Source organism: Rhizobium sp. A37_96, from assembly GCF_053521765.1.
In genome coordinates, this window is sequence record NZ_JBNWDS010000006.1 from 186,130 (window position 1) to 202,138 (window position 16,009).

The window sequence follows — 16,009 nt, forward strand, 5'->3', positions numbered from 1 at the left end:
GGATTCCTCGGAACAGATGTGAAGGACCATTCTGCGGTCCTGAGGTTATCCTCAGGTGAACGTCGATTCGCTGCCGGGCCCAAGCTGCAGTCATGGTGAACGAGTGCTTACCCGCGGATGTCAAATGAATGTCATCTAAAGCACACCTTTGGGAGAATGCTGGTCCGGCGGCGGGGGATACGCCCGCCCGCGCAACGCCTCGATCAGGAGATTGAAGGCGGGTGAGTTCTGTCGGCGGCTTGGATAGTAGAGATGATAGCCGGGGAACGGAGGGCACCAGTCCTCGAGCACCCGCACCAGCCTCCCGTTTTCGAGTTCGACGCGTACCGTGTCATCGGGGAGGCAGGCCAGTCCGAGCCCATTGCGGGCAACGTCGATGATCGTCAGCACGTCATTGCAGGTAAACTGTCCCTGGACCCTGACGTTCAGCGGTCTGCCCTTCTTTTCGAACTCCCAGGCATAGAGGCCGCCCAGGGTGGGCAGCCGCAAATTGATGCAGTTATGGACCGTCAGGTCGTGCGGTGTTTTCGGTTTAGGATGTTTTTGGAAATAGGCGGGAGATCCGACGACCGCCATGCGCATGTCGCGAGAAATGCGAACCGCGATCATATCCTTCTCGACCTGCTCTCCCAATCGTATGCCGGCGTCAAATCCCTCGCCCACGATATCCGTCAGTTTCGCATCGACCGAGAGTTCGACGTTGAGATCGGGATATTGAGCCATCAGCTCGCGGGCAACTGGCATGAGGATAGCATCGGCCGCGCTGCGGCTTGACGTGATGCGGATGGTGCCGGATGGCGTCTCGCGCAATTCGTCCAACGAGGCGAGACTGCCGCGAATATCGTCGAAAGCGGGTTTCAGTGTCGCGAGCAATTTCGCGCCGGCCTCGGTCAAAGCGATATTGCGCGTGGTCCGGCTGAGGAGCCGAAGCCCGAGCCGTTCTTCAAGCCGCCTGAGCGTATAGCTAAGGGCGGATTGTGACGTGCCCATCCGTGCTGCCGCCCTTGTGAAGCTGCGGTCTTCTGCAACAGCGAGGAAAGCTGCGAGGTCACCAAATTCGTTCCGATGCATTCATGAATTTCCAAGATAGAGCCATGCGTGATTTTCCCGCTAATAGATAAACTGTTTGCGCTCTATTTTGAATGCCGACGGCAATCGAATGCGTCCTGTGTTGCGGCGCGAGCGCCGCTGGACACCGGAATGTCCGCTCGGTCGGGCGGATCGCCGGGCGCTGAAAGGAGATCAGAATGGAAAAACGTGTGCTCGGTGCGAGCGGCCTCGAAGTGTCCGCCCTCGGCTATGGCTGCATGGGGCTAAGCTATGGCTATGGTTCCGGCGTTTCCAGGGACGACGGCATAAGGATGATCCGCGCGGCACACGAGCGCGGTGTCACCTTCTTCGATACCGCCGAAGCCTATGGCCCGTTTGTCAACGAAGAGCTGGTCGGCGAGGCGCTGGCGCCCGTCCGGGATGAGGTGGTCATCGCCACCAAGTTCGGATTTCGGAACGGAGATAGCACCGCGGGCATGGACTCCCGCCCCGAACGCATCCGGCAGGTTTGCGACGAGGCGTTGAAGCGGCTCCGCACAGACCGGATCGATCTGTTCTATCAGCATCGTGTCGATCCGAACGTGGCAATCGAGGAGGTGGCCGGGACGGTCGGGGACCTGATCGCCGCCGGAAAGGTCAGGCATTTCGGCCTGTCGGAGGCGGGTGTCGCCGTGATCCGCCGCGCCCATGCCGTGCTGCCGGTGACAGCGTTGCAAAGCGAATATTCGCTATGGTGGCGTGAGCCTGAAGCCGGGATCCTGCCGGCTCTTGAGGAACTCGGCATCGGCTTCGTGCCCTTCAGCCCCCTCGGCAAGGGCTTCCTTACCGGCAGCATCGACGACAGTACCGCGTTCAGCGAGACGGATTTCCGCCGTCAAGTTCCGCGCTTCTCCGAGGAAAACCGCCGCGCCAACCAGCAGCTCGTCGACGAGCTGGGCCGCATTGCCGACGCCAAAGGCTGCACGCGAGCCCAGATCGCGCTTGCGTGGCTGCTGTCGCAAAAGCCGTGGATCGCCCCCATTCCCGGAACCACCAGGCTGGAACGGCTCGAGGAAAATCTGGGCGCTGCCGCGGTCCCGCTGAGCGCCGAAGACCTCGCGGCCATAGAAACACAGCTCAAGACCATCAAGATCGCCGGCGATCGCTATTCCGGGGCGGCTGCGGCCCGGATCAGCCGTTGAAAGAACAAGGAAAGAAGGATCATCTCGTGGAAAACATTGCAGGCAAAGTCGTCGTCATCACCGGCGCATCGAGCGGCCTCGGCGCCGAAACCGCCCGTTATCTCACCAACGAAGGCGCAAAGGTCGTGCTTGGCGCGCGCCGCCTGGACCGCCTGGAAGCGCTGGTCGACGCGCTGAAACTGCCGGAAGGCGCGGCAGTACGCACGGATGTCACAGACAGGAACCAGGTGAAGCGCTTGGTCGACCGCGCCGTCGAATTGCATGGCCGCATCGACGTCGTCCTCAACAACGCGGGCCTGATGCCTCACTCTCCGCTGGAGCGCGGCAAGGTGGAGGACTGGGATCGGATGATCGATGTCAACCTCAAGGGTGTGCTCTACGGCATTGCCGCCGCCTTGCCTCACATGAAAGCGCAGAAGAGCGGCCACATCATCAACGTCTCGTCGGTGGCCGGTCACAAGGTCCGCCCCGGCAGCGCTGTCTATGCCGCGACGAAAGCCGCCGTGCGCATGCTCTCGGAAGGGCTGCGTCAGGAGGTGACGCCTTACAATATCCGCACCACCATCATCTCGCCTGGCGCGGTTCAGTCCGAACTGCCAGGGAGCATCACCGAGGCGGACGTCGCCAAGGGCATCCAGGATTTCTATGAAGCCGTTGCCATTCCGGCCGACAATTTCGCCCGCATCGTCGCCTTCGCCATCAGCCAGCCGGAAGAACTCGACATCAATGAGATCCTGTTCCGTCCGACCGCGCAGGAATTGTGAGAAACGGATCAGAAGGAACGGCCATGACAAGAACCACGCCTCAGACGCTATCCCACAATCCCGGCGGACGCGTCGCTCCGGCCGCCGTATATGAGATCGCTCCCGGCCTCGGCCATTTTACGGATGACGTGCTTTTCGGCGAAGTCTGGAAGCGCGGCGAACTGTGCGCTCGCGACCGCAGCTTCGTGACGGTTGCCGCGCTTGTCTCGACCGGCAAGTTCGCGCAGATCCGCAGCCATGTCCGCCGCGCGCTCGACAATGGCATCAAGGCGGAAGAAATCGGTGAAGTCATTACCCATCTCGCCTTCTATTCTGGTTGGCCGAACGCCATGTCAGCCGTCGCTGAGGTAAAGACGGTGTTCGACGAGCTCGAGATAGGTCCCATTGCCTGCAGCGAGGCGGCGCGGATCGAACTCGAGGCGACTGCGGAAGCGGCACGGGTGGGCGCTGTCAATGCACACGTCGCACCGACCTCTCCGCTACTTGCCGAACTCACCAATCGGGTCCTCTTCGGCGACCTGTGGCAGCGTCCCGAATTGGCGCCGCGAGATCGCAGCCTTGTCACAATGGCGGCACTTATCGCCATCGGCCAGCCGGAACAGCTTCCCTTCCACGCCAACCGGGCCATGGACAACGGCCTCACTCGTGCCGAAATCGGCGAGGCGGCGGCGCATCTCGGCTTCTATGTCGGCTGGCCTCGCTCCATGTCCGCCGTTCCGGTACTGGAAAAGGTCTTTGCCGCACGCGGGGAACAAACCGGCGCGCAGCAGCCGGCCGAATGCGATCTCCGGATCGTTCGTTGCCAACCGGATGACGGCGTTGCGGGTCCGGACGCTTATTTCACCGGACAGGTCCGCATTTCCACGCGCTTTCAGGCGGACGCGCCCGCGAGGATCGGCGGAGCGACCGTTTCCTTCTCCGCCGGAGCACGCACGGCCTGGCATACGCACCCGCTTGGCCAGACGCTCTACATCGTTTCCGGCAAGGGCTGGGTCCAGAAGGAGGGCGGATCGATCGAAGAGGTCGGTCCCGGCGATATCGTCTCGATTCCTCCGCATCTGCGTCACTGGCACGGCGCCAGCGCCACGGAACCCATGGTCCATTTCGCGGTTGCCGAAGCGCTCGACGGGAGTTCCGTCATATGGATGGAGAAGGTTACGGACAGAGAATACCGCGCTGGGCTTGCCTCCCGGCAATGATATTCATGGGAGCGGCGGCCCAGCATCCTGGCAAGATCGCAGTCCGGCATATCGCCAGCCGATGAATGTCAGGAGGCTGCCGACAGCAAGGACATTGATATTCAACAGGGTGGCAAGCTGGCCGGTGTCCCAGGGAAATATCGGCGTCCCGACGAAATGCCAGGCGACAACAAAGCAGATGAAGATGAAGCCGACGAGGCAACGCTGCCATCGCGCCTCGGATGGATGAAAGGAGATAATCCCAAGAACCATGCATGGCGCCAGAAACGACAGCGTCGCGGACGCCCTTCCGAAAACGAAGCTTTCGAAAACCGTGTCGAGCGTGCCTATCAAAGGGAGGAGAAGCCGTGCACCGAAGGGAAATCGGCCGGCGAGAAGCGGTATCATCAGGAAGAATGGAACGGAAACAAGCGTGGCCAGCGAGGTCCCGACCCCACTTCCGACGAGCCACCATACGTATAGGGGATAAAAGGGCTTGTTCGCCAGGATAACCCAGGCGACGGTTAGGCTTGCCCGGGTCAAGGGATCCGGGTCATGCTCGCGCCTTGCGCTCACGCGGATGACCTCAACAGATAGTGACCGACGCCCCAGACGTTGCCGTCGTCATGGCCAAAAAGTCCGGCCGTTGCCAGAAAGAACAGACGCCAGCGGCGTTGCCATAACTTGGCATCACCGCCGTAGACTGTTGAAAAAATCGACTGGATGCGATCGACGTCGCCGTCGAAATTGGCAAGCCAATCGAGTGCGGTCCGACGATAGTTGGTTCCAGACCAGAACCATTCTCGTTCGACGGAGAACAGATCGCTGAAGCGATGCGGCAAGTCTCTGGCCGGCATGACGCCGCCGGTAAAGAAATGTTGCGCAATCCAGTCCGCCGGATCTTCGTGGTCAAACCGATAAGACCGGTTCCTGTGCGTAAAGATATGGAGGAAGAGCTTGCCGTCCGGCATCACCCAACCATGGACGCGCTCCAGCAAAGCACGCCAGTTCGACATGTGCTCGAACATCTCCACCGAGACCACGCGATCGTAGCACTCGCTCGTGGCAAAATCATTCATGTCGGCGGTAATGACAGTAAGATTGGTGAGCCCGCGCTCGACTGCGAGGTCGACAATATATTGCCGCTGCGAGATCGAATTTGACACCGAGGTGATGCGAGCCTTGGGGAACCGTTGCGCCATGTAGAGCGACAGGGAGCCCCAGCCGCATCCAAGCTCGAGAATGCTCATGCCATCCTCTATTTCGGCGTGAGCCACAGTCGCGGCAAGTGCATGAATTTCCGCTTCCGCCAGCGTCGTGTCGGCGGATGGGTAAAGGCAGCAGGAATATTTCCGATGCGGCCCCAGAACGGTGGCAAAGAACTCCGCCGGAACCTCGTAATGCTGACGATTTGCCATTTCCGTATGGGTCGCGACCGGAAAACGGTCCATCGTCTCGACGAAGCGGCGCTCCACCTCTTCCGGCATCGCAGCCAGACGGCGCTTCGTGCGACCGCAAAGGAGATCGATCCCTGCAAGCGTCATCCCGTCACTGAGCGGCGCGCGCTCGACCGTATTGATGGCAAAGGCCAGCATGTTCATGGAAAGTCTCCTGATGTGCGGACGCCGCCCTTGCGAGGTCCCGGGAAAAAGGCGTTGACGCGACGCTGCAGCGCGCGAAATTTCTCGCCGCGGGAGTGCAACATATGCTCCTCAAGGGGCGGGATGCCGGAAACATGCACCAACAACCAGTACATCATGATCGGCGCCAGTGCCGACAGCCAGCTCCAGTGCGAGGCGGAAACGGCAAAGAGCGGCCAGCAGCACCAGAACAGCCATTCGAAAAAGTAGTTCGGATGGCGGGAGTATCGCCATAGACCAGTCTCGCACACCTCGGTCGCGCTCTGCTGCGACCTGCGAAAACGCGCCAGTTGCGCATCCGATACGGCCTCCCCGACAAGAGCCGCCATGGCGACGAGCATCGCGACTATGTCCAGGAGACGCGGATAGCCGGCGCCATTGGCTGCAGCCAGATGAACGGAGAGGACAAGGACGAAGGCGGCCGCGGCCTGAAGCTGCAGGAAAAGGAAAAGCCGCAAGGCGGCATTGTCTCCCCATTGCTCCATCAGGCTTGCATAGCGCGGATCTTCCATGCCCACCCTGGTGCGCAAGCCAATATGGCTTGCAAGCCGCGCTCCCCAGGCGACGATGATGATCAATACGCAAAGGCGGCGCTGAAAAGGTCCGGCGGAATACATCGCCGTGGCCGCCCCGCCGAATCCGACGGCGCAAGACCAGGCGGTGTCGATCCAGCCGCTGCGGCGGGTCACACGCTGCACGTACCACGCTGCGGCCATCGCCAAGGACAATCCGATGGCTATGACAACAAGAAGACGACCGTCCATCCGTTTGCTCGCTTTGGGCTGCTTGCCGTTCTGACATTGTATTTACGGCGGCGATCCCGGCCTGGTTTCGTCCCGTCGAAAAAAAACGCGCAAAAAGCGAAACCAGCCGCCGCTTCCCTTCGTATCTCTCAAACAAGCCAACATAAAACGGCCGGACCAGAGGATCTGATGGACCAAAATGAGCGAACGACGGACAAAGGGCGATTGAGCATCGCCGTGATCGGAAGCGGCATTTCCGGGCTTTCGGCGGCATGGCTTCTATCGCAGCGCCACGACGTCACGATCTTCGAGGCGGCTGACCGTCTGGGTGGTCACAGCAACACCGTGGAATTCGAAAGCGCGAACGGCCGGGTTGCGGTCGACACCGGCTTCATCGTTTACAACGAGGTCACGTATCCCAACCTGACGGCCCTGTTCCGCGCCCTGGATGTGCCGACGGTCGCCTCGAACATGTCTTTCGCCGTCTCGCTTGACGATGGCGCCTTCGAATATGCCGGCGGGACCGCAGGTGGGCTTCTTGCGCAGAAATCGAACCTCGTCAGCCCTCGCTTCTGGTCGATGTTGCGCGATATCCTGCGCTTCTACCGCAATGCGCCACGCGAACTGCGAACGATGAGCGGCATGTCTCTTGACGAATATCTCGCGCGCAACGGTTACGGCCGCGCCTTTCGTGAGGACCATCTCTATCCGATGGCCGCTGCAATCTGGTCCACGCCGGCCATGCAGGTGGGCGATTATCCGGCAGCCAGCTTTGTGAAATTCTGCCGCAACCATGGTCTGCTCAACCTGTGGGACCGGCCGGTCTGGCGCACGGTCAAGGGCGGCAGCCGCGAATATGTGGCCCGCATGACAGCAGGCTTCAAGGGTCGCATCAGGTTGTCGACACCCGTGAAAACAATTCATCGCAAGCCCGGTGGCGTTGTGATCGAGGATATGCGCGGAGGCCGTCATGTTTTCGATCATGTCGTCGTCGGCACCCACGCAAACGATGCGCTGGGCATGCTCCCGGATGCAAATGTCAACGAGAGGCGCATTCTCGGCGCCTTTCGCTATTCCCGAAACGAAGCTGTTTTGCATGGCGACACCAGCCTCATGCCCAAGCGTCGCGCGGCATGGTCGAGTTGGAACTATGTGGCGGAAAGACACGGGAGTTGCGAAGGCCCCTCGATCACCTACTGGATGAACCGACTGCAATCCCTGGGAGATGCGCCGCCGACTTTCGTGACCTTGAATCCGCAGCGCGCTCCAAAAGAGCAAGCCGTGATCCACCGAGAGGTTTACGAACATCCGGTTTTCGACATGGCGACCGACGAGGCTCAACGGGAGCTTTGGTCGCTGCAGGGCGTTCGGCGAACATGGTTCTGCGGGGCGCATTTCGGCGCGGGCTTCCATGAGGACGGCATCCAGGCGGGATTGGCGGTCGCCGAGGATTTGGGCGGCGCGCGCCGTCCGTGGGAGGTGATGCATGAGAGTGCCCGCATCGTGCGCAAGCCACTGCATTCGCCGATCAACCCGCAGGAGGCGCTGGCATGAGCAAGGAATTGTGTTCGGCCCTCTATCCGGGATCTGTCACGCATGCACGCCTTCGGCCGAAATCGCACAGGCTGAACTATCGCATCTATTCCCTATTGCTTGACCTGGATGAACTCGACGAGATGGATGCGTCGCTCCGCCTGCTTTCAATCGACCGCTTCAACCTGTTTTCCTTTTATCGCAGGGATCGCGGTGATGGATCGGGCTCCGATCTGAAGGCGCAAGTGGAGCTCAGGATGCGGGGCGCCGGACTGGAGCCGGATGGCGGCTCGATAAGGTTGCTCACCATGCCTCGTATCCTCGGCTGGGCTTTCAATCCGCTCAGCGTCTTCTTCTGTTATGGACGAGATGACGTTTTGAAGGCGATCCTTTGGGAAGTGGACAATACCTTTGGCGAACGCCACGGCTACATGATCCCGGTCGAAGCGGCTTCATCTTCGAAAATCGTGCAGCATTGCGACAAGGCATTCTATGTCTCTCCATTCATGGACATGGATCTGCGCTACGCCTTTCATGTCCTGCCCCCTGCCGATCATCTTTCCATCCGTATCGATACGCTCGACAAAGACGGGCTCGTCATGACGGCGCGACACCTGGCGCGGCGCAAAAGGCTGACCGATGCTGCCCTCCTCGGAGCATTCGTCGCCATTCCTTTCCTGACGCTGCGTGTCGTCGGCGGCATTCATTGGGAGGCGTTGAAGATCTGGCTGAAGGGAATGCGCCTGCGCGCCCGCCCAGCACCGCCGAAAGAGCCCGTTTCGTTCGTTCGTCCGTCCTCCACGAAGGGAGAAGAGTCCCGCAGCAAGGTCGATGCCCATGAGCCCGCTTGATGATTTTTCCTCTATCCCTGCTGACCGGGCTTACGATGCACGAAGGCTCGGCATCGGTGCTCGACTGCTTCTGCGCTTGCTGCGCAATGTCCGTTATGGACGGCTGACGATCGTGTCGCCTTCCGGCGGCGCGATCGAAAAAATCGGCTTACAGCCAGGGCCGGAAGCGACGATCATCATAAGGCGCTGGCGCATGCTGGCTCGCCTCGTTTTCGCCGGAGATATCGGCTTTGCCGAAAGCTACATGGACGAGGATTGGACGACGCCCGACCTTCGCGAAGTCATCCGCTTCGCCGCGCGAAACAGCGAGGCGCTGACGCCCGTGGTCGAAGGAAGCGTGCCGATGCGATTTTTCAATCGCATCAAGCATCTCCTCAATGCCAACACGAAACGCGGTAGCCGGCGAAATATCGAGGCGCATTACGACCTCGGCAATGACTTCTACAAGGAATGGCTCGACGCCTCGATGCTCTATTCCTCCGGAATATTCGACCCGGCCGGCGGCGATACGCTGGAGACTGCTCAGCAGAGGAAACTTGACCGCATTCGGCAAAAGCTCGCCTTGAACGGCGGCGAACATATCCTGGAGATCGGCTGCGGCTGGGGCTCTCTTGCGATCGATCTGGCAAGCCGAGCCGATGCCAGAATGACAGGCGTTACGCTCTCACCATCGCAGCTGGTCTGGGCCAGGGAGATGGCCATGGCGGCCGGGCGCTCGGAGCAAGTTGATCTGCGCCTGCAGGACTATCGCGACATCGAAGGGCAGTTCGACCGCATCGTTTCCGTCGAAATGTTCGAAGCGGTCGGCAGAACCTATTGGCAGACCTATTTCGCGGCACTGAAGCGCTGCCTGAAACCGGGCGGGCGTGCAGTGTTGCAAATCATCTCGATCGAGGACAAGCGTTTCGCCTCCTATCGCGACGGCACGGATTTCATCCAGCAATATATTTTCCCGGGCGGGTTCCTTCCCTCGGTTTCCGCGCTCGAAGCGGCGGTGTCGCAGGCAGGCCTCGCGCTTACGGACAAGGAGCATTTCGGAAAGTCCTACGCCCTGACGCTTGGCGAATGGCGAGCGCGTTTTCACGCGCGCTGGCAGGCGATTGCGGCGCTTGGCTTCGATGAGCGATTCCGACGCCTCTGGCACTACTATCTCTGCTACTGCGAGGCCGGCTTCGAGGAAGGCAGTATCGATGTCGGCCTCTATACGATCGAACATCGCTAATTCGGTGAAAAACAGGAGAGCGGAACATGAGGTCGATGCTCTGGATACCGATAATCATGGCATGTGGAATTGCGGCCGTCGCTGAAGCCGCCGATATCGATGGACAATGGTCCCGTGGCGACGGCAATGCGAAGATCCGCATCGCTCCTTGTGGCGCGGATATTTGTGCGGTGAATACCTGGATCAAACCGGGCACGCCCAGCGAGAAAGCCGGCGACAGGCTGGTGATGACGATAAAGCGCGACAGCGACGATATGTACTCGGGAACCGCCTTCGACCCGCAACGCAACCTTACCTACAGGATCACGCTGTCGGTCAAGGGCAATGAGATGACGACCCGCGGCTGCATCGTCGCGGGTCTGATATGCAGGGGTGTCCATTGGGCGCGTCTGAACTGACCAAGAGAATGCGCATCCGCCAGGGAGCTTCCGGTGAAATCCTATATTGTCGCCTATGTCGCCACGCTGATCGTCTTTGTCGCCATCGATTTTATCTGGCTGAGCAGCATGGCGGATCGGCTCTACCGACCCGTGCTTGGCGATATGCTGGCGCCCGGTTTTCGCATGGCGCCGGCCCTCGTCTTCTACCTGGTCTATGCCTGCGGCCTGACGATCCTGGCCGTTCGGCCGGGCCTGACATCCGGCTCTCTGGCGGTGGCATCGCTCTACGGCGCCGTGCTTGGGTTCACGGCATACGCCACCTATGACCTGACCAACCAGGCGACGCTCAGAAACTGGTCGACTGCGCTCACCATCGCCGATCTGATATGGGGCACATTGCTTTCGAGCATTGCTGCCGGGAGTGGTCAGTGGATCACCGAACGCCTCGTCGGACCTGCCGGAGGGCATGGTTGAGCCGCCGCTGCAGCGCTCCGAGGCGACGCAAGGCCATTCAGCCGTTCAGCCTCCAGATCTCGAAATTGAGCGCAATGGCAAAGGCGACCCATATTGCGAGCGGAACGAGGTTATAGGCTGCGGACGTATCAAGGCGATGGAAGCCGCGTATTGTCGCAAGGATCAGGATCCATTGCGGAATGACGTCGATGAGACCGAGCATCGGGTTGTTGAGCCCAAAGAAAGCCCAGGACCAGGCGGCGTTGAACGCGAGTTGCGTGTAGAAAAGAAAGAGCGCCGACGACCGTCCCTGCAGGTCTGCGGGCAGCATCCATATGCGCCAGCTCGCATAGGCCATCTGCGCATAAAGGCAGGTCCACACCGGCCCGAAAATCCAGTTGGGTGGATTGAAGTCCGGTTTGATCAAGCTCGCATACCAGCCCTCGATGTTCGGGAAGGTTGCCCATTGCCCAAGCAGCAGAACAATTACGACGGGTACGATCGCCAGCGCTGCATTCACCCAGGGCCTTGGCTTTTCCATAACGTCCTGTGACATTGTCATTCCTTCATCGGCTCTTGCCCGTCGGCAGCGAGTGCCGACCGTTTGGGAAGCCGCATTCCCGAAGCGGTCCCCACTTCAACGATGCAGCTCTTGAATACGAACACTTCATAAGGGGAGCTCTTTCTTTCTCCTCTCGAAAGCTGATACGAGTTTTCTCCTGCAGTGGATCCCGGGATCCAAACGGCATTGCCTCTCGTATAAGGAACATGAATGTTTCAGCGCTGCAGAACGATAACCTTGATAAGCCTCTGCGCCTCGCCCTTGTTGGAGGAGGATTTTCGGTGACGACCGTGTCCGACCGCGAAGGCATATCTGCGGAGGAGGTGAACCGGCTGGTACTGGCTATCGCCACGACACGCGAACGCGACGCCTTCGCCGAGCTTTTCAATTTCGCAGCCCCCAGGATCAAGGCGTTCATGATGCGTACAGGATCTTCGCCCGAGCTTGCAGAAGAGATCGCCCAGGAAGCGATGCTGATCGTCTGGCGGAAGGCTTCCTATTTCGATCCCGCCCGCGCCAGCGCCATGACGTGGATCTTCACCATCGCACGCAACTTGCGCATCGATTTCCAGCGCAAGGCAAAGTCGTCGCAGAAACCTCCCGAATATGACCCAAGCAGCATCCCGGCGATGGAGCGCACTCCAGAGGAAATCATCTTCGTCAGGGCGGATGAAGACAGGGTTCACGCAGCGCTGCAGGCGCTCGGCCCCGAGCAGGAAGAAATCCTAAGATTGTCCTTTTTCCGAGATTGTCCCCATGCTGAAATCGCCAAGGAGCTGGATCTGCCTTTGGGCACCGTGAAGTCACGGATAAGACGCGCGCTCGCCAGGCTGAAGACCATGCTGGAAGAGACGTTATGACAGCGAACCATCACCCCAGCGACCAGACGCTCCTGCGCTTTTCAGCCGGGACCTTGCCCGCGGGTCCCGCCCTCGTGGTTGCGGCACATCTGAGCGGATGTCCCGTCTGCCGGAGACGGGCGGCGACGTTTGAAGCGGTCGGAGGGGAAATCCTAACCCAGATGCAACCCGAGGCGCTTTCTTCGAAGGCTCTCGACCATGCCCTTTCCCGTTTGGATGCGAGCGAGATCGGGAACCGGTCGCAAGCGGCCATGCGACCGGTACGGACCTCGATTGACAATCTGGTGCTTCCGGCTGCGCTGGACGGCTGCAGCATAGGCCCGTGGCGCATGGTGGGACCTGGCGTCAGGCTGAGCCGTGTCGGCTTGCCGTACGCGCCGGAAGCCAATGTCATTCTCCTCAAGGTCAAGGCAAACAAGCGCATGCCGGCGCACGGACACTCCGACCTGGAGGTGACGCAGGTCCTGACGGGGTCGTTTTCCGATGGCGACAATCACTATTTTCCGGGTGACTTCGTCGAAGGCGATGACGAAACGGAGCATAGCCCGGTCATCGACAGCGGCGGCGAATGCATATCGCTCGCGGCGATCGAAGGACATGTTCGCTTTCACGGCTTTCTCGGACGATTGCTCCAACCTTTCGTTGGCCTCTAGCTCAGCCCGAGGAAGTGGAAGGCCGGAGCCTCCTTGAAAGACGAGGTCGCATCGCCGGCATAGGTGTGGTCCTGGTTCTCGCCGAGATCCAGCTTCTTGACCTTGCTGCTCCCGGAAAAATCGATCTTCTTGAGATCGACCCAGAACGTATTGGGTGTCAGGGCGGATTCGAAGAAATAGAGCTCGCGCTTGTGATCGAAAACCGTGCGCCACCGGGTCGACGAGATGTTCGGCTCCTCGGGCGTATTGAGCCCGTAGGGCACGGAGACGTTGCGGATCACGCTGAAGACGCTGGCAAGGGCCTGGTTCGGATCCTCGCCTTTCGGTATCGCGTTGACGTAGAAGGACGCCCGCGCGAAACGATCGGAGGCGCGATTGGTGCCCGGCAGGAAGACGGTGCCGCCGATCTGCTTCCAATAGGCGTTCAACGCCAGCTGTTCGTCGAATGTCGGCGAATTCGTCATCACCTGATAGTCACGGCTGTGATGGATGACCTGCTTGCCGTGGATATATTCGACGATCGCACTGTCCCCCGACGCATCGGACATCGACAGATGCAGCGTCGTCAGGCGGTTCTCGCCGGGAACATTGGCGGTGACGATCGTGAACGGCTCCTTCTCGAGAGCTGCGACCGCTTCGTCGACGGTCGCGAAATTGTCGAGCACATACTGGGCCCAGGCGGCGATCGTCAGACCCGGCTTGCTACCTTTGTCGAACTTCGGATAATCGGACTCCACCAGCCAGAGCAGATTGGCCTCCAGGCCCTTTTCGTTGACGCCGTCCGTCGTGGAGACATCATAGCCGGTGGCAACGACGCTCCCGTACTTCGCGGTCCATTTGATGGAATTCGGCCCGGCCTCGCCGCTGCGGGAAATACCGCGCGGCAGGATCCACAGATTGGTCGCGACATCGCTCTTCCAATCCATCGAGCGGGCAGTGATCACATTGCCGTTCGGACCGAGGTAGACCAATCGGGTACACGCACCCGCCCCAACCTCGGAAAAGACGAGCGAAAGGCAGGCCAGGCATGACAGGAGGAATTTCATCTTGATCCGGCGAAGACGCATCATGAACTCCTTGGCAGGAAACGTTGCGGGAAGAGTAGAATGCCCGGCGACACGGCTCCGCCGGCCGGGATATCCCGACACGGTTTGTTGCCTCCGGTGAAGTCGTCGTTCTCGTAGCTCCGATAGCACAATCGATGGCGAATGCGCGCAGCCGATCACAACCGGGCCCGCATTGCCATCCATTCACGTCACGCACCATAGCGCACGGAAACGCCGCCGCAACCGAAAGTCTCGGCGATCGATTCCATGCGCTATCGCAAAATGCAGCGGATTGCCGCAGCCTGTGTTGTCGATACGGGCGACCGTCGCGCTTATGCCGAGCCCGGAAAAGCCGAAAGTGTCACATGAACGCTCTTCAGCTCCGAATATTCATCGAAGCCGTGCCGCCCGAGTTCGCGCCCGACGCCGCTCTGCTTGTAGCCGCCGATCGCCAGCTGCGGGGCGCCGTCCCCCATGCCGTTGATCCACGTCCGGCCCGCCTTGATGCGCCGAATGGCCTGGAAAGCCGTCGACAGGTTCGTCGACCAGACGCAGGCCGACAGCCCGTACGGGGTGTCGTTCGCCATCCGGATCGCCTCTTCGGGGGTCTTGAAGCGAAACGTCGTCAGAACCGGGCCGAAGATCTCGTCCTGCGCGATGGTCATCCTTGGGCTGACATCGGTGAAGATGGTCGGCGCGTAGAAAGCGCCTGCTGCACCGAGCCTTTCGCCGCCCATCAGCACCTTTGCGCCGTCGGCCTTTCCTTCCGCCACATAGCCGGCAACCTTGTCGAGATGCGGCTGATGGATCAGCGCGCCGACATTTACCCGATCGTCGAGAGGATCGCCGGTGACGATCTGAGCCGCCACGGTTCGGACCTTCTCCAGGAGCGCATCGGCAATGCTCTCGTGCACGATCAAGCGGCTGCCGGAGATGCATACCTGGCCGGAGCAATGGAAGACACCGCCTGAAATCTTTGCCGCGGCGGCATCGAGATCGGCATCGGCAAAAACCACCTGCGGACCTTTGCCCCCGAGCTCGAGCCCGACCTTCTTGATATTCTGCCCGGCGAGCGCGCCGATCACGCGGCCGACACGCTGCGAGCCGGTGAAATTGACGACATCCACGTCCGGATGTTCGGCCAGGATCTGGCCGACATCGGCGCCGTAGCCGGTCACGACATTCAGCACGCCTGCGGGCAGGCCGGCTTCAAGCGCAAGCTCCGCCATGCGGATGGTCGATCCCGAGGTAAATTCACTCGGCTTGATGACGACGGTGCAGCCGGCGCCAATGGCCCAGGGGATACGCTCCGAGCCGATCAGGAGGGGAAAGTTCCACGGCGTAATCAGGCCGACGACGCCGACAGGCTCGCGCAGTATCAGGCCGAGCGTATTCGCACCGAGATCATTGTGCGCCTCTCCCTCCAACCCCTGGGCATGTCCTGCCGCATAGCGCCAGAGGCTGACGGAAAAACCCATCTCGCCCCGCGCCTGGTTGATAGCCTTGCCGACCTCGAGCGCTTCGATCGTCGCCAGCTCTTCGAGATTTGCCTCTATCAGATCGGCGACGCGATTCATGATGCGGGCGCGCTCGCCGCCGGTCATTCTCGGCCAGGGGCCATTGTCGAATGCGCGGCGTGCAGCGGCAATCGCTCCTTCGGCATCCTCACGCCGGCCTTTTGGAATAAGGCTGACAATGCGTCCGGGATGCGCCGGGCTTTCCCGGACGATCGTCTCTCCCGAAAGGGCTGGAACCGATTTGCCGTCGATAACCATGCCGTAGCGGCGCTGCTGCAGAAGTCGCGGATCATCCGGACGGGGTGCGATGAAGGGGAATGCGGTCATGCGGCTGTCCTCACTCTCAAAATTCAGGGTCTTGCGCACTATCCGGCAG

The 16,009-nt window shown here is 60.5% G+C and carries 17 protein-coding genes; 10 read left to right on the plus strand and 7 right to left on the minus strand.

Translation table 11 applies throughout. From position 1 onward, the window contains the following. Positions 1–135: 135 nt before the first annotated feature. Positions 136–1,071, minus strand: a complete 936-nt coding sequence (locus ACQZ6J_RS18075; RefSeq protein WP_163990204.1) for a LysR family transcriptional regulator — start codon at positions 1,069–1,071, stop codon at positions 136–138. Positions 1,072–1,247: 176 nt separating this feature from the next. Between ACQZ6J_RS18075 and ACQZ6J_RS18080 the strand changes: the two genes are divergently transcribed. Genes ACQZ6J_RS18080 through ACQZ6J_RS18090 form a run of 3 tightly spaced genes read left to right on the plus strand, consistent with a single transcriptional unit; the run spans position 1,248 to position 4,194 of the window. Then, positions 1,248–2,231: an aldo/keto reductase gene (locus tag ACQZ6J_RS18080; protein ID WP_163990202.1), complete on the plus strand. Its 984-nt coding sequence runs from the start codon at positions 1,248–1,250 to the stop codon at positions 2,229–2,231. A 26-nt stretch (positions 2,232–2,257) separates the two neighbouring features. Then, positions 2,258–2,995 carry an SDR family oxidoreductase gene (locus ACQZ6J_RS18085; protein ID WP_348643514.1) on the plus strand — a complete coding sequence of 246 codons (738 nt, stop codon included), beginning with the start codon at positions 2,258–2,260 and terminating at the stop codon, positions 2,993–2,995. 23 nt (positions 2,996–3,018) lie between these two features. Then, positions 3,019–4,194 (plus strand): (R)-mandelonitrile lyase, encoded by a 1,176-nt coding sequence (locus ACQZ6J_RS18090; RefSeq protein WP_449085087.1) that lies wholly within the window; start codon positions 3,019–3,021, stop codon positions 4,192–4,194. Positions 4,195–4,197: 3 nt separating this feature from the next. Here the strand turns inward: ACQZ6J_RS18090 and ACQZ6J_RS18095 are convergent, their stop codons facing one another. The 3 genes from ACQZ6J_RS18095 to ACQZ6J_RS18105 all read right to left on the minus strand — a co-directional run bounded on the left by ACQZ6J_RS18095 (position 4,198) and on the right by ACQZ6J_RS18105 (position 6,577). Further along, positions 4,198–4,446, minus strand: coding sequence for a hypothetical protein (locus ACQZ6J_RS18095; protein ID WP_246725924.1), 249 nt, complete (start codon positions 4,444–4,446; stop codon positions 4,198–4,200). Positions 4,447–4,745: 299 nt separating this feature from the next. After that, the gene (locus ACQZ6J_RS18100; protein WP_449085088.1) at positions 4,746–5,774 is read right to left on the minus strand and encodes an SAM-dependent methyltransferase; all 1,029 of its coding nucleotides are present in this window, start codon (positions 5,772–5,774) and stop codon (positions 4,746–4,748) included. Next, entirely contained in the window at positions 5,771–6,577 is an 807-nt protein-coding gene (locus tag ACQZ6J_RS18105) for a DUF1295 domain-containing protein (protein ID WP_449085089.1), read from the minus strand. Before ACQZ6J_RS18105 ends, ACQZ6J_RS18100 begins: the two co-directional genes overlap by 4 nt. A gap of 168 nt (positions 6,578–6,745) precedes the next feature. Between ACQZ6J_RS18105 and ACQZ6J_RS18110 the strand changes: the two genes are divergently transcribed. The 5 genes from ACQZ6J_RS18110 to ACQZ6J_RS18130 are packed head-to-tail and all read left to right on the plus strand — an operon-like array spanning position 6,746 to position 11,016. Then, complete coding sequence (locus ACQZ6J_RS18110) at positions 6,746–8,110, plus strand: NAD(P)/FAD-dependent oxidoreductase (RefSeq protein ID WP_449085090.1); 1,365 nt, start codon at positions 6,746–6,748, stop codon at positions 8,108–8,110. After that, complete coding sequence (locus tag ACQZ6J_RS18115; protein ID WP_449085091.1) at positions 8,107–8,940, plus strand: DUF1365 domain-containing protein; 834 nt, start codon at positions 8,107–8,109, stop codon at positions 8,938–8,940. The genes ACQZ6J_RS18110 and ACQZ6J_RS18115 overlap by 4 nt, the downstream gene beginning before the upstream one ends. After that, positions 8,927–10,162 carry a class I SAM-dependent methyltransferase gene (locus tag ACQZ6J_RS18120; RefSeq protein WP_449085092.1) on the plus strand — a complete coding sequence of 412 codons (1,236 nt, stop codon included), beginning with the start codon at positions 8,927–8,929 and terminating at the stop codon, positions 10,160–10,162. The genes ACQZ6J_RS18115 and ACQZ6J_RS18120 overlap by 14 nt, the downstream gene beginning before the upstream one ends. Before the next feature lie 56 nt (positions 10,163–10,218). Then, on the plus strand, positions 10,219–10,560 hold the full coding sequence (locus ACQZ6J_RS18125) for a DUF2147 domain-containing protein (protein WP_449085093.1): 342 nt from the start codon (positions 10,219–10,221) through the stop codon (positions 10,558–10,560). A 33-nt stretch (positions 10,561–10,593) separates the two neighbouring features. Continuing rightward, positions 10,594–11,016 carry a DUF2177 family protein gene (locus ACQZ6J_RS18130; protein ID WP_163990184.1) on the plus strand — a complete coding sequence of 141 codons (423 nt, stop codon included), beginning with the start codon at positions 10,594–10,596 and terminating at the stop codon, positions 11,014–11,016. Between the two features lie 37 nt (positions 11,017–11,053). Here the strand turns inward: ACQZ6J_RS18130 and ACQZ6J_RS18135 are convergent, their stop codons facing one another. Then, positions 11,054–11,551 (minus strand): TspO/MBR family protein, encoded by a 498-nt coding sequence (locus ACQZ6J_RS18135; protein WP_449085094.1) that lies wholly within the window; start codon positions 11,549–11,551, stop codon positions 11,054–11,056. Positions 11,552–11,838: 287 nt separating this feature from the next. On the opposite strand from ACQZ6J_RS18135, the gene ACQZ6J_RS18140 reads away from it, so the two are divergent. Both ACQZ6J_RS18140 and ACQZ6J_RS18145 read left to right on the plus strand, forming a co-directional pair. Then, positions 11,839–12,417, plus strand: coding sequence for a sigma-70 family RNA polymerase sigma factor (locus ACQZ6J_RS18140; protein ID WP_449085095.1), 579 nt, complete (start codon positions 11,839–11,841; stop codon positions 12,415–12,417). Further along, a complete protein-coding gene (locus tag ACQZ6J_RS18145) occupies positions 12,414–13,070 on the plus strand; it encodes a ChrR family anti-sigma-E factor (RefSeq protein WP_449085096.1) in 657 nt (218 codons plus the stop codon). The genes ACQZ6J_RS18140 and ACQZ6J_RS18145 overlap by 4 nt, the downstream gene beginning before the upstream one ends. Here the strand turns inward: ACQZ6J_RS18145 and ACQZ6J_RS18150 are convergent. Both ACQZ6J_RS18150 and ACQZ6J_RS18155 read right to left on the minus strand, forming a co-directional pair. Further along, positions 13,067–14,116, minus strand: a complete 1,050-nt coding sequence (locus tag ACQZ6J_RS18150) for a linear amide C-N hydrolase (RefSeq protein WP_449085184.1) — start codon at positions 14,114–14,116, stop codon at positions 13,067–13,069. The two genes, ACQZ6J_RS18145 and ACQZ6J_RS18150, sit on opposite strands and share 4 nt — an antisense overlap. Before the next feature lie 332 nt (positions 14,117–14,448). Next, positions 14,449–15,960 (minus strand): aldehyde dehydrogenase family protein, encoded by a 1,512-nt coding sequence (locus ACQZ6J_RS18155; protein WP_449085097.1) that lies wholly within the window; start codon positions 15,958–15,960, stop codon positions 14,449–14,451. Positions 15,961–16,009 lie beyond the last annotated feature (49 nt).